This window comes from Pseudomonas sp. MC6, from assembly GCF_054790575.1.
In genome coordinates, this window is record NZ_CP186504.1 from 1350251 (window position 1) to 1363307 (window position 13057).

Below are 13057 nucleotides of genomic sequence, written 5' to 3' on the forward strand. Positions count from 1 at the left end.
GCGCAAAGTCGAATGTGGCAGGGTGTTGCGATGTGGTATTTCAAGGCACGACATTCTGAAAACAGTTCTGCGAGGCAGTCATGTTCAACGCCATTGTGATCGACAAAGACGACAGCGGTTACCGCGCCAACCTGCAGCAAGTCAACGAAGAGCAATTGCCCGAAGGCGATGTCACCGTGGCTGTTGCGTACAGCACGCTGAACTTCAAGGATGGTCTGGCGATTACCGGCAGCAGTCCGGTGGTGCGCAAGTTTCCGATGGTGCCGGGGATCGACCTGGCGGGCACCGTAGAAGCCAGTTCGCACCCCGACTATAAGGTGGGTGATCAGGTGGTGCTCAATGGCTGGGGTGTCGGTGAGAATCATTGGGGCGGTCTGGCGCAGAAGGCGCGGCTCAATGGCGACTGGCTGATTCCTTTGCCCAAAGCCTTTACCGCGGCGCAAGCCATGGCCATCGGTACGGCGGGCTATACGGCGATGCTGTGCATTCTGGCGCTTGAGCGTAATGGTGTGACGCCGGATCAGGGCGAAGTGCTGGTGACGGGCGCCAATGGCGGCGTCGGCAGTTTTGCCATCGCGCTGCTGAGCAAGCTTGGCTATCGCGTCGTCGCCTCCACTGGCCGGGTCTCCGAACATGAATATCTGAAGCAGTTGGGCGCTGCCGAAATCATCGACCGGGCAACGTTGTCAGCGCCCGGCAAACCGTTGGCGAAAGAGCGCTGGGCGGCGGTGATCGATTCGGTCGGTAGTCATACTTTGGCCAATGCCTGCGCCAGTACTCGCTCTGAAGGCACGGTCGCGGCATGTGGTCTGGCGCAAGGTATGGATTTCCCGGCTTCGGTCGCCCCGTTCATTCTGCGCGGCGTGACCCTGGCCGGTATCAACAGCGTCACCCAGCCCAAGGCGCGCCGTCTGAAGGCGTGGGATCGTCTGGCCAAGGATCTGGATTTCTCCTTGCTGGCCTTGATCAGCCATGAAATAGGCCTGACTGAAGCCATCGATGCAGCGCCAAAACTGCTCGCCGGGCAACTTCGCGGACGGGTTGTAGTTGACGTCAATCGCTGACTGCCGCCGACGGGGAGGGACGTCCGCTCAAGACGTTGTCTCGCGCTCCAGCAACTGACGCTTGCGCTCGACGCCCCAGCGATAGCCCGAAAGATTGCCATCGCTGCGCACCACGCGGTGGCAAGGAATCGCCACCGCCAGACGGTTAGCCCCGCAAGCCTGGGCCACCGCGCGCATGGATGTCGGTGCGCCGATGCGCTGGGCAATCTCGGCGTAGCTGGCCGTCTGGCCCGCCGGGATCTCCCGCAGCGCCTGCCACACGCGTTCCTGAAACGCCGTGCCACGCACGTCCAGCGGCAGATCCAGGCCAATCTCCGGAGCTTCGATAAACCCCACCACCTTGGCGATCAGTTGCTCGAATCCGGTATCGGCGCCAATCAGGTTGGCTTTGCGGAACTGGTCCTGCAGATCGCACACCAATTGATGCGGATCGTCTCCCAACAGAATCGCGCACACACCACGCTCGCTTTGCGCCACCAGAATCGCTCCGAGCGAACATTGGCCGACGGCGAAGCGGATGTCGTTGTTCTTCCCGGCCGCGCGATAGTCGCCGGGTTTCATCCCCAACAAATGATCCGCTGATTCATAGAAACGGCTATTGGAATTGAAACCGGCTTCGTACAGCGCATCGGTTACCGAACCTCCGACCGCCAAGCGCTCACGGACTTTGCGCGAGCGATGGGCCGACGCGTAGCCCTTGGGCGTCAACCCCGTCGCGGCTTTGAATACGCGATGGAAATGAAACGGACTCAGGCCGGCGGTTTGCGCCAGTTCGTTGAGCGTCGGCAACGTCTCGGCGGATTCGATTTGGCGGCAGGCAATGGCGACGGTGGCGGCATGCTGCGCGGCCACATCACTCTGATCTTTGCTGGCACGCTTGCTCGGGCGATAGCCTGCGGCTTCGGCCTGTTCAGCCGTATCGAAAAACACCACGTTCTGTGGTTTCGGCAAACGTGAGAGGCTGCTCGGGCGGCAGTAAATGCCTGTGGTTTTCACCGCGTAGACAAATTGCCCGTCCGCCCGTGAATCTCGCGCAACCACTGCGGCCCAGCGTGGATCGTTTTCAATCTTGACGGGGGGCGAAAGCGTTTTCATGAGGGGTTATCCGTTGACCTGTTTGATTCAGGTTAACCAGCGTCGCAAGGCACAACACTCCGGGCCTTGCGGTCAAACTTTTGCAGGTTATCCGGCGACGCGAAAGGTCAGATTGATCCGCTGTTCACCCAGGCGTGGATGCCGACCCTGCTTGATCGGCAACACCCCGTGATAGCGCAAGCGATCAACGCCGCCCCAGATCACCATGTCGCCATGCAGCAAGGCAATGCGCTGGCTCTTGTCGCTGCGATTGAAGCCGCCGAACAGGAACATTGCCGGCAAGCCCAGTGACAGCGAAACGATCGGTGCGCTGTAGGCGTTTTCGTCTTTGTCCTGGTGTAATGACATCTTGGCACCGGGGACATAGCGGTTGATCAGGCAGGAATCGGCGTTGAAGTCAGCAAATCCGGCTTGCGCAGCTGCCGAGTTTGCCAGCGCCGAAAATACTTCCGGCATCGCGGGCCATGGCAAATCACTGAGCGGGTCGACGCTGGAGTAACGATACCCGTGGCGATCGGTGATCCAGCCCAAGGCGCCGCAGCTGCTGGTGCCGACCGACATGCTGAAACCTCCCGGTGTGACCATGTGACGCAACGGCGCTGCGGAAAGAATCGCATCCAGCGCCGGGAGGAGCTGGTCGACCAGCGGCTGGGCAAAACCGTGCAGCACCCACGATTGCTCGCCAATCTGTTCGGTGCGGGGGCGTTGCTCGGGTTCATGATCGGCGAACAGATCGAAAGTGTTCGGGGGCATGGCGGTCAGGTGGCGTCGTGAAAGATGACGCCTAGGGTATGCCTTTTTCCACTGTGCAGGCGACTGACGCCGTGACGCATGGTCACCCGATAATCACCGCGTACACCTTTGACCGGGCGCTGGTTGACGGCAAAGATCACTGCGTCACCTTTCGTCAGGTCCAGCACGTGCGGGCGAGATTGCATGCGCGGGCGCTGCTCGGTGAGCACGAATTCTCCTCCAATAAAGTCTTGCCCGGGTTCTGACAGAAGAATCGCCACTTGCAGCGGAAAAACCGCTTCGCCGTACAGGTCCTGATGCAGGCAGTTGTAGTCCTGCGGACCGTACTGCAACAAGAGAGGGGTAGGGCGTAGTTGACCGGCGGCATGGCAGCGCTGAAGAAATTCGGCGTGGCTCGCCGGAAAGCGCTCGGCCAGGTTCATGCGTTCGTACCAGCGATTGGCCAGCGTAACCAGGCGCGGGTACAGCGCGCCGCGAAGGCGTTCTACCGCTGTCGGCAGGGGATAACGAAAGTACTTGTATTCGCCGCGACCGAAACCGTGGCGGGCCATGATGACCTGCGAGCGAAACGGTTCGGTCTGCGGATACAGCGCACTCAAGTGATCACAGGTTTCGGCCCGCAGCAGCGAACGGATGATCGCGTAGCCGTGCTGATCCAGTTGCTGCTCAAGACTTGCCCAGTCGAGCGAATCCAGCCGGGAAGGTGACATCGACATGCTGACTCCTTGACGCTTGGTCGAAGAAAGTCAGTCTAGGCAGGGCCTCGCGGCAGAACACTCCGCCGCTTGCGGTCGAATTCGCTGACGATGCTTACAGCGCTTTGCTGACGGCGATGTCGCTGATCACGTCGTCGCTCTGGCCGTGAAGGGCATCCAGAGCAGCCTTGGCTTCTTCTTCAGTGCCGTTTTCCAGTTGCGCAAAGTCGAAGCGGCGCTCGCCGTTGAGTTTGTACTTGATGACGTATTTGGTCGTTTGGGCCACGGTCATGCATTCCTTTCTGGTTGGACGGCGTGTCTCAGCTGAGTTTGGTGCTGGAACGACGGATGATCTTGATCGAGTGGGTCAGGGTCGGCTTGCGCGTGACGCTGATCGGCCGACGGTTGACGGTGTCGATGGTGATGTTCCAGAAACCGGTGCTCGGCGCGGTGATACGGGCCGGGAACGTGTCGAAGGCGCCGCCGTGATAGGTGTGACGGCCGCCGTTCTTGAAGCTGCGGAAGTTGGCGTCGTTCATCAGACGGATGTTGCACATTTGCGAGCATTGGATGACGACGATGTCGTCTTCATTAAGGTGTTCGCGCTGGTGAATGAATTTCATGGGCGCCTCCAGAAGGGCTTTTTCTACAAAATCAAAACGATAGCTTGTAATTGCGCGCAGTTTATCAGCCCGCACGGGTTATTATCTGGCCGTCGGGCGTTGGTTTGACAATTTTGAACAGATATTCGCAATCGGATGCGGGTTAAATGCAGAAGGCCCCGGAGAAAAACGGCATTTGTGCTGTCGGACGGTCTTTAACGGAGGTTTTGTATGAAGTGGGGTGTGGTGTGTCTGCCGTTGGTTCTGGCTGTGGGTGGTTGTGCGAGTGTTTCCGAAATCAATGAAACGCTGCCGACCGTGAGCGTAATCTCCGGTAAGAAACCCCATGAATATGCCCAATGCCTAGCCGAGAAGCTGGCGGACAGCCGCGGCGCGCTGCAAATGCAGCCACACAAGGACGGGGTTCGGGTCATCGTCCCGGGGAAATTTTCCACCGGCGCGGCAGCGGTATTTGATATCGAAGATCGCTCCGGCGGCAGCAGCATCAAGTTGCATGAGCGCATGTCGAATGTGCCAGTGCGTCCGCGTGACGTGCGAAACGCTGCCAATGCATGTATTTCCGGCTGATAGACTGATAGTCATCAGCACCGATGCCGTCGCAGTCATGCTGTGACGGCATTTTCATTTCTGGAGTCGCGATGAAGCGAGAGCAAGTACGGGAGCGCCACGTAGAGGGCCTGATCTCTGCCACCCATGTCATCCAGAACCCGGCGAATCCGGGGGAGTGGATCGTGTTTTTCAAGAAGAGCGCCGGACGCAGTTACTTCCTGGTCGACGAAAACGACGAAGTCGAGTCGTTCAACCGCCTCGACGATCTGATCGAAGTCGTACGCGGACTCGGGATCAAATTCGCCGAAATTCATATGTAAGGTCTATTTGCAGACCACGACGACGCTGCGGTTCTTGTAGTTGCCGACATCGACGCCCAGGGTTTTGTCGCTCTCTTTGGGCTGGGGCGTGCCGTCAGTGCCAACGATGCGGTAACCAGTGCCTGCGCAGGATGCATCGGCTTTTTCATAGCAGGTCGCCCAGGAGTTGGCTTCGCCGGAGCAATCGATCGACAGCCCCTGTTCGCCGTTGTTCAGGTACGTGGGTTGAGAGGTGGCACAGCCGGCCAGTGCCAATACCGCAATCAGTGGCAGGAATTTTTTCAAGGTCATGTGCATGGTCTTCAGCGAGGGGGACTAGACGCTCTGACAGCGCCGGTGTGAAAAGGTTATAGCGTTTGGCCACTTGTTTGTAGGCTGGCACAAAAAAGCCCTGCACAAGGGCAGGGCTGGGGCGTGTCGGGGCTGATCAGTCCTGATCTTTGCCACGGCGCTTGGCCGATGCCGGAGTGTCGGTGAACACTGCCGCTACATCGGTCGCCATTTGCTCGCTGTCGAAAGGCCCGGCGATGTGCTCGCCATTGGTGGTGGTCAGGGTCCACTTGCCGTCTTTCTTGTCGATCACATACCCGTTGATGATTTTTACCGCGGCCATCTATCTGTCTCGTTCGCTGGTTCAAAGGCGCCATGATACCGGCAAATGCTCGCATTGGGGGGCGATGAGCGTATGGTGATTCAGTTTGCCGGCAGCTTTGAGCTACGCTCATCTGGCTGCGTCCGTATGCCGATGGAACTATCGGCAAGAATATTTCTCTATGTTGACATCGGTTAGCCAGTGCGGGGCATTGTAAGGTGCACGCCGCCTGATTAGACTGCGCCGAAACTCGTACACACAGCCCTTTCAAGGACTTATATGATCAAGAAATGCTTGTTCCCAGCAGCCGGTTACGGTACTCGCTTCCTGCCAGCGACTAAAGCCATGCCTAAAGAAATGCTGCCGGTGGTAAACAAGCCACTGATCCAGTACGGCGTTGAAGAAGCTCTGGATGCCGGCCTGACGGAAATCTCCATCGTCACCGGTCGTGGCAAGCGCGCTCTGGAAGACCACTTCGACATCAGCTACGAGCTGGAAAACCAGATCAAAGGCACCGACAAAGAGAAATACCTGGTCGGTATCCGCAAACTGCTCGACGAGTGCTCGTTCTCCTACACCCGTCAAACTGAAATGAAAGGTCTGGGCCACGCGATCCTGACCGGTCGCCCGCTGATCGGTGACGAACCATTCGCCGTGGTACTGGCGGACGACCTGTGCGTTAACCTCGACGGCGACGGCGTACTGACCCAGATGGTCAAACTGTACAAGCAGTTCCGCTGCTCGATTATCGCCATCCAGGAAGTCGACCCGCAGGAAACCAGCAAGTACGGCGTGATCGCCGGCGAGATGATCCGCGACGACATCTACCGCGTTCACAGCATGGTCGAGAAACCAAAGCCGGAAGACGCGCCGTCGAACCTGGCCATCATCGGCCGTTACATCCTGACCCCGGACATCTTCGACCTGATCGAACAGACCGAGCCAGGCAAGGGCGGCGAAATCCAGATCACCGACGCCCTGATGAAACAAGCCCAGAACGGCTGCGTCATGGCCTACAAGTTCAAAGGCAAGCGTTTCGACTGCGGTGGTGCTGAAGGCTACATCGAAGCAACCAACTTCTGCTTCGAGAACTTCTACAAGACTGGCAAGGCTTACTAAGAGCGCTTGATTGGTTTGCAAGAAAAACCCGCTTCGGCGGGTTTTTTCATTTTACGCCCCCATATGACTGGCAGCGCTTGCCCAATGGGTGACTGCAGGTATGCTGATCCCCTGCCGAGGAGATAGAAATGGCCTACGATTTTGACCTTTATGTGATTGGTGCCGGTTCCGGCGGTGTGCGCGCTGCGCGTTTTGCGGCCGGGTTCGGCGCGAAAGTGGCGGTGGCGGAGAGCCGTTATCTGGGTGGAACCTGCGTCAACGTTGGCTGTGTGCCGAAAAAGTTGCTGGTGTACGGCGCGCATTTCGCCGAAGACTTCGAGCAGGCGTCCGGTTTTGGCTGGAGTCTGGGTGAAGCGAATTTCGATTGGGCGACGCTGATTGCCAACAAGGATCGCGAGATCAATCGCCTCAACGGCATTTATCGCAATCTGCTGGTCAACAGCGGCGTGACCTTGCATGAAGCGCACGCGAAGATTGTCGGCCCGCATGAGGTTGAGGTGAATGGCGAGCGCTTTACCGCGAAGAATATTCTGATTGCTACCGGTGGCTGGCCGCAGATTCCGGAGATTCCGGGGCGCGAGCACGCGATCGGTTCCAATGAGGCGTTCTTCCTGAAAGAGCTGCCAAAGCGTGTGCTGGTGGTTGGCGGCGGTTACATCGCGGTCGAATTCGCCGGAATTTTCCACGGCCTCGGTGCAAACACCACGCTGCTGTATCGCGGTGATCTGTTCCTGCGCGGCTTTGATGGTTCGGTGCGCAAGCATTTGCAGGAAGAGCTGACCAAGCGTGGTCTGGATCTGCAATTCAACGCCGATATTGCGCGCATCGATAAGCAGACGGACGGCAGCCTGAAAGCCACCCTCAAGGACGGTCGTGAGCTGGAAGCGGATTGCATTTTCTATGCAACCGGCCGGCGTCCGATGCTCGACAATCTGGGTCTGGAAAACACCGATGTGCAGCTCACCGAAAAAGGCTTCATCAAGGTCGACGAGCAGTACCAGACCGGCGAGCCATCGATTCTGGCGCTGGGCGATGTCATCGGTCGCGTGCAGCTGACGCCTGTGGCTCTGGCAGAAGGTATGGCCGTAGCGCGGCGTCTGTTCAAGCCTGAGCAATACCGCCCAGTGGATTACAAGATGATCCCGACGGCGGTATTCAGCCTGCCGAACATCGGTACAGTCGGTTTGACCGAAGAAGAGGCACGCGAGGCTGGTCACGACGTGGTGATTTTCGAGAGCCGCTTCCGCCCGATGAAGCTGACCTTGACCGAGTGTCAGGAAAAGACGCTGATGAAGCTGGTAGTCGACGGCAAGACCGACAAAGTCCTCGGCTGCCACATGGTCGGCCCGGACGCTGGCGAGATCGTTCAGGGTTTGGCGATTGCGTTGAAGGCTGGCGCAACCAAGCGCGACTTCGACGACACGATCGGGGTACACCCGACGGCCGCCGAAGAGTTTGTCACCATGCGTACGCCGGTCGGCGCTTAAGCGTCTTTCGGTTTGGCAGAGTCTGGCGCTGCCGCAACGGTAGCCGCCAGACGCTGGCTTTCTTCCAGGCTTGCCTGAGCCTTGTTCAATTCCTTTTCCAGTGATTGGTTGAGCAGCGTCTGCTCCTCAATGCTCTGTTTGAGTGTCTGGCTTTCCAGGGTGGCTACGCGCAAGCGTTCCTGGAGGAGGGTGCGCTCGCTGTCGACGCGGGTCGCTTGTTCGAGCAGTTGATCCTGACGCTGATTGCTTTGCTTGAGCTGATCCTGCATCAGGCTCAGTTCGCGCTGCGTGCCACGGTTTTCAGTGAGCAGGCGTTCGTTGTCGCGGTGCAGTTGCGTGATCTCGTCCTGACGAACCATCGCGCTTTGCTGCGCCTGACGCAACTCGGCCTGAATCTGCTGCACTTGCGCTTCGTGACGGCTCTGTTCCTGCTCGCGCTGCTCTTTGGTGGCGTTGCGGTAATGCTCCAGCGCATCACGGGCATGCAGGTGTTTTTCTTCCAGCGAGCGGATTTGCTCGTCCTTGTCCTGCAAACGCAATTCAAAATCGGCCAATGCCTGATTCAGTCCGGCATTACGAGTCTGTTCGGTTTGCAGCATCGAACGGGTGTTGCCAAGCGCTTCAGACTCACGCTCTAGCGCAGCCCCTTGAATGTCGTGATCGTGTTCGAGCTTTTCCAGGGCCTGGCGCGTTTGTTTCAGCTCCGACTCCAGTGCTTCGCGCTGTTCCTCGAACTGCTCGCGGGCTTGCTCGATAGGCTCTTGCGCCTGTTCTTTGAGGCGTTGGGCGAGGCGCGAGACGAGGGCAGTCAGCTCATCATCGATCGGCTCTGCCGAGGCTTCAACCGGCTGCGCGCCGTCATCCAGCTCTTTCAGATAGCGATGGATCGTGGTTTTTGAGCCGGTGTTGCCCATTTCAATGCGTACTGCATCGATGCTCGGGTGTTCGCCACGAGCGAGGATCGCGGTGCGCGCGATCTGCACCAGGGCTTTGGTAATGCCGCCACGGGCCATGTGAACTCCTACGGTTACGTACTGTGGTACATGCCACTAAAGTCCGCAGTGTACCATCCGAAAAATAAAGGTAAACCTTTGATAATAAAGACGCGGGATATACTGGTATTACCCAGTGTCAGACGGCAAAATGCGTTTCTGCATTCCTGTCTCAGTACGCCAGCGAGAAAACAGCCCATGAGCGATCTGGATCGCTATCTGCAAGCCGCCACCCGCGATAACACCCGCCGCAGCTATCGCGCGGCCATCGAGCATTTCGAAGTGAAGTGGGGTGGGTTTCTGCCAGCGACGGCTGATAGCGTCGCGCGTTATCTGGTGGCGCACGCCGAAGAGCTGTCGATTAATACGCTGAAGCTGCGTCTGTCGGCGCTGGCGCAGTGGCACAACAGTCAGGGTTTTGCCGATCCGACCAAGGCGCCGGTGGTGCGCAAGGTCTTCAAAGGGATTCGAGCGTTGCACCCGGCGCAGGAGAAACAGGCCGAGCCGCTGCACTTACAGGATCTGCAGCGAGTGATCGATTGGCTCGAACATGAAGTGCAAACCGCGAGAGAACAGCAGGATCGGCCCTTACTCCTCAAGGCTTATCGTGATCGTGCACTGATTCTGCTGGGCTTCTGGCGCGGCTTTCGCAGTGATGAGTTGTGTCGCTTGCAAATCGAACACGTGCAGGCGCACGCAGGCAAAGGCATCACCTTGTATTTGCCGCGCAGCAAGGGCGATCGGGAAAACCTCGGCCAGACCTATCAAGCCCCGGCGCTGCTCAAGCTCTGCCCGGTGCAGGCCTACATCGACTGGATCACCGAAGCAGCCTTGGTGCGCGGCCCGGTTTTCCGCAGCATCGACCGCTGGGGCAATCTGAACGAGGAGGGGCTGCACGCCAACAGCATCATCCCGCTGCTGCGCCAGGCGTTGCAGCGCGCGGGCATTGCCGCCGAAAACTACACCAGCCACTCCCTGCGCCGAGGCTTCGCAACCTGGGCCCATCAAAGCGGCTGGGATCTGAAATCCCTGATGAGTTACGTTGGCTGGAAGGATATGAAGTCCGCAATGCGCTATGTTGAAGCCAGCCCATTCCAGGGGATGGCTCGGATTACGGATAAACCGGCTACGTCGTAGAGATCGTTTTCTTCTATTAATACAGTCAGCTAATAGCGAAAACAAATCAGCAGCATCAGGTTTGCCAATGAGCCATCCGTCGAGTGAGTGGGTAGGATTCACCCATCAACTTCATAACCCCTGACGGAGAGTCATCAATGCCTATCATCAACAGCCAAGTAAAACCGTTCAAAGCTACCGCGTTCAAAAACGGCGACTTCGTTCAAGTCTCGGACGCTGACCTGAAAGGCAAGTGGTCGGTCGTGTTCTTCTACCCAGCCGACTTCACCTTCGTTTGCCCAACCGAGCTGGAAGACCTGGCTGACAACTACGCTGCCTTCCAGAAACTGGGCGTAGAGATCTACAGCGTTTCCACCGACACCCACTTTGCTCACGCTGCCTGGCACAACACTTCGCCAGCCATCGGCAAAATCGAATACACCATGATCGGCGACCCGACCCACGCTATCTCCCGCAACTTCGACGTGCTGATCGAAGAAGTTGGTCTGGCTGACCGTGGCACCTTCGTGATCAACCCTGAAGGCCAGATCAAAATCGTTGAACTGAACGATGGCGGCGTTGGCCGTGACGCTTCCGAGCTGCTGCGCAAGATCAAGGCTGCTCAGTACGTGGCTGCTCACCCAGGCGAAGTTTGCCCAGCCAAGTGGAAAGAAGGCGAGGCCACTCTGGCGCCGTCCCTGGACCTGGTCGGCAAGATCTAAGTCTGTGACACGCAATTCAGGGCGGTACGCCGCACCTTCTTAAGTACGCTGCACCGCCCAATAAAAATGCCCGGGCGAGATTCGCTCGGGCTTTTTTTCGCCTCAAATAAAGGAAATCGCCCGTATGTTGGACGCCAATCTTAAAGCCCAGTTGAAATCGTACCTGGAACGGGTCACCCAGCCGATCGAGATCGTTGCCTCCCTCGACGACGGTGCGAAATCCCGTGAAATGCTGGAACTGCTGAAAGACGTTGCCAGTCTTTCGAGCCAAATTACGTTGATCGACAGCGGTAGCGATGCACGCAAGCCATCGTTCTCGATCAACCGCCCGGGCGCTGACATCAGTCTGCGTTTCGCCGGCATCCCGATGGACCACGAGTTCACTTCGCTGGTGTTGGCCTTGCTGCAAGTCGGCGGCCACCCATCGAAAGCCAGTGTTGAAGTGATCGAGCAGATCCGTTCGCTCAAAGGCCAGTTCAGCTTCGAGACTTACTTCTCGCTGTCCTGCCAGAACTGCCCGGATGTGGTCCAGGCACTGAACCTGATGGCCGTGCTTAACCCGAACATCCGTCACGTCGCTATCGATGGTGCGTTGTTCCAGGACGAAGTCAACGATCGCAAGATCATGGCCGTGCCGAGCATCTACTTGAACGGTGAGAACTTCGGTCAGGGCCGCATGGGCCTGGAAGAGATTCTCGCCAAACTCGACACCGGCGCCATCGAGCGTCAGGCCGAGAAAATCAGCGCCAAGGACGCCTTTGATGTGCTCGTTGTCGGCGGTGGCCCGGCCGGTGCGTCAGCAGCGATTTACGCTGCACGTAAAGGCATTCGCACTGGCGTCGCCGCTGAACGCTTTGGCGGACAGGTGCTCGACACCATGGCCATCGAGAACTTCATTTCCGTACAGGAAACCGAAGGGCCGAAACTGGCCACGGCGCTGGAAGAACACGTCAAGCAGTACGACGTCGACATCATGAACCTGCAACGCGCCGATAAGCTGATCCCGGGCAAAAACGGCGAGCTGCATGAGGTCCGTTTCGCCAGTGGCGCGACCCTGAAAGCCAAAAGCGTGATTCTGGCGACCGGTGCGCGCTGGCGTGAAATGAACGTGCCGGGCGAGCAGGAATACCGCAACAAAGGCGTGGCGTACTGCCCGCACTGCGACGGTCCGCTGTTCAAAGGCAAGCGCGTGGCGGTGATCGGCGGCGGTAACTCCGGCGTTGAAGCAGCCATCGACCTGGCCGGGATCGTGTCGCACGTAACCCTGCTGGAGTTCGACGTACAACTGCGCGCTGACGCCGTCCTGCAGCGCAAACTGCACAGCCTGCCGAACGTTACCGTGATCACCAGTGCGCAAACCACTGAAGTCACCGGTAATGGTGAGAAGGTCAACGGCCTGCGTTACAAAGATCGCAACACTGATGAGTTGCGCACTGTGGAACTGGAAGGGATCTTCGTGCAGATCGGTTTGCTGCCGAACACTGATTGGCTGAAGGGCACCATCGAACTGTCGCCGCGTGGCGAGATCATTGTCGATAACCGTGGTGAAACGTCGATTCCGGGCATCTTCGCTGCCGGCGACGTGACGACTGTGCCGTACAAGCAGATCGTGATTGCGGTGGGCGAGGGTGCCAAGGCTTCGCTGAGTGCTTTTGATCACCTGATCCGCACTTCGGCCCCGGCATAACGGCCAGGCCAGAAATGAAAAAACCCGTGAGCGATCACGGGTTTTTTATTGCGCGTAAAAAGCGGCCCCTCACCCCAGCCCTCTCCCGAGGGAGAGGGAGCCGACCGAGGTGTCTGGCGTTGTCCGTCGACCTGAACGATCCAGTCGATTATGAATTCAGCGCCAATCGTTCAAGTCGACGTAATGCTCCAATATCCCCCAATCATTTCCCTCTCCCCCCGGGAGAGGGCTAGGTAGGGGCTT

General features: G+C 58.3%; 16 protein-coding genes. 8 read left to right on the plus strand and 8 right to left on the minus strand.

Annotated features, from left to right (window positions below; all coding sequences use genetic code 11):
- Window positions 1-80 precede the first annotated feature (80 nt).
- Window positions 81-1064, plus strand: a complete 984-nt coding sequence (gene acuI, locus ACOYXE_RS06175) for an acrylyl-CoA reductase (NADPH) (protein ID WP_160058178.1) — start codon at window positions 81-83, stop codon at window positions 1062-1064.
- Between the two features lie 27 nt (window positions 1065-1091).
- Here the strand turns inward: acuI and ada are convergent, their stop codons facing one another.
- The 5 genes from ada to ACOYXE_RS06200 all read right to left on the minus strand — a co-directional run bounded on the left by ada (window position 1092) and on the right by ACOYXE_RS06200 (window position 4230).
- On the minus strand, window positions 1092-2159 hold the full coding sequence (gene ada / locus ACOYXE_RS06180) for a bifunctional DNA-binding transcriptional regulator/O6-methylguanine-DNA methyltransferase Ada (protein WP_160058176.1): 1068 nt from the start codon (window positions 2157-2159) through the stop codon (window positions 1092-1094).
- Window positions 2160-2246: 87 nt separating this feature from the next.
- Entirely contained in the window at window positions 2247-2912 is a 666-nt protein-coding gene (gene alkB / locus ACOYXE_RS06185; protein ID WP_460928222.1) for a DNA oxidative demethylase AlkB, read from the minus strand.
- Window positions 2913-2917: 5 nt separating this feature from the next.
- Window positions 2918-3628, minus strand: a complete 711-nt coding sequence (locus ACOYXE_RS06190; RefSeq protein ID WP_460928224.1) for a 2OG-Fe(II) oxygenase — start codon at window positions 3626-3628, stop codon at window positions 2918-2920.
- Window positions 3629-3722: 94 nt separating this feature from the next.
- Window positions 3723-3899 (minus strand): hypothetical protein, encoded by a 177-nt coding sequence (locus ACOYXE_RS06195; RefSeq protein ID WP_160058170.1) that lies wholly within the window; start codon window positions 3897-3899, stop codon window positions 3723-3725.
- A gap of 28 nt (window positions 3900-3927) precedes the next feature.
- A complete protein-coding gene (locus ACOYXE_RS06200) occupies window positions 3928-4230 on the minus strand; it encodes a DUF1883 domain-containing protein (protein WP_016984992.1) in 303 nt (100 codons plus the stop codon).
- A 210-nt stretch (window positions 4231-4440) separates the two neighbouring features.
- Between ACOYXE_RS06200 and ACOYXE_RS06205 the strand changes: the two genes are divergently transcribed.
- Both ACOYXE_RS06205 and ACOYXE_RS06210 read left to right on the plus strand, forming a co-directional pair.
- Window positions 4441-4797 (plus strand): hypothetical protein, encoded by a 357-nt coding sequence (locus tag ACOYXE_RS06205; protein WP_095120936.1) that lies wholly within the window; start codon window positions 4441-4443, stop codon window positions 4795-4797.
- Window positions 4798-4868: 71 nt separating this feature from the next.
- Window positions 4869-5099 carry a hypothetical protein gene (locus tag ACOYXE_RS06210; protein ID WP_007912247.1) on the plus strand — a complete coding sequence of 77 codons (231 nt, stop codon included), beginning with the start codon at window positions 4869-4871 and terminating at the stop codon, window positions 5097-5099.
- A gap of 3 nt (window positions 5100-5102) precedes the next feature.
- On the opposite strand, the gene ACOYXE_RS06215 is transcribed toward ACOYXE_RS06210, so the two are convergent.
- Complete coding sequence (locus tag ACOYXE_RS06215) at window positions 5103-5396, minus strand: hypothetical protein (RefSeq protein WP_405123556.1); 294 nt, start codon at window positions 5394-5396, stop codon at window positions 5103-5105.
- A 130-nt stretch (window positions 5397-5526) separates the two neighbouring features.
- Window positions 5527-5712 (minus strand): hypothetical protein, encoded by a 186-nt coding sequence (locus ACOYXE_RS06220; RefSeq protein ID WP_160058168.1) that lies wholly within the window; start codon window positions 5710-5712, stop codon window positions 5527-5529.
- Window positions 5713-5970: 258 nt separating this feature from the next.
- On the opposite strand from ACOYXE_RS06220, the gene galU reads away from it, so the two are divergent.
- Window positions 5971-6810 (plus strand): UTP--glucose-1-phosphate uridylyltransferase GalU, encoded by an 840-nt coding sequence (gene galU / locus ACOYXE_RS06225; RefSeq protein ID WP_053120371.1) that lies wholly within the window; start codon window positions 5971-5973, stop codon window positions 6808-6810.
- A gap of 128 nt (window positions 6811-6938) precedes the next feature.
- Window positions 6939-8297: a glutathione-disulfide reductase gene (gene gorA / locus ACOYXE_RS06230; RefSeq protein ID WP_460928227.1), complete on the plus strand. Its 1359-nt coding sequence runs from the start codon at window positions 6939-6941 to the stop codon at window positions 8295-8297.
- On the opposite strand, the gene ACOYXE_RS06235 is transcribed toward gorA, so the two are convergent.
- Window positions 8294-9310: a DNA-binding protein gene (locus ACOYXE_RS06235; protein ID WP_160058164.1), complete on the minus strand. Its 1017-nt coding sequence runs from the start codon at window positions 9308-9310 to the stop codon at window positions 8294-8296. The genes gorA and ACOYXE_RS06235 overlap by 4 nt on opposite strands.
- A 177-nt stretch (window positions 9311-9487) precedes the next feature.
- Between ACOYXE_RS06235 and ACOYXE_RS06240 the strand changes: the two genes are divergently transcribed.
- The 3 genes from ACOYXE_RS06240 (at window position 9488) to ahpF (ending at window position 12814) form a co-directional block, all read left to right on the plus strand.
- Window positions 9488-10426 carry a site-specific integrase gene (locus tag ACOYXE_RS06240; RefSeq protein ID WP_460928229.1) on the plus strand — a complete coding sequence of 313 codons (939 nt, stop codon included), beginning with the start codon at window positions 9488-9490 and terminating at the stop codon, window positions 10424-10426.
- Window positions 10427-10563: 137 nt separating this feature from the next.
- Window positions 10564-11127: an alkyl hydroperoxide reductase subunit C gene (gene ahpC / locus ACOYXE_RS06245; protein ID WP_007912224.1), complete on the plus strand. Its 564-nt coding sequence runs from the start codon at window positions 10564-10566 to the stop codon at window positions 11125-11127.
- A gap of 124 nt (window positions 11128-11251) precedes the next feature.
- On the plus strand, window positions 11252-12814 hold the full coding sequence (ahpF, locus tag ACOYXE_RS06250) for an alkyl hydroperoxide reductase subunit F (RefSeq protein WP_460928230.1): 1563 nt from the start codon (window positions 11252-11254) through the stop codon (window positions 12812-12814).
- Window positions 12815-13057 lie beyond the last annotated feature (243 nt).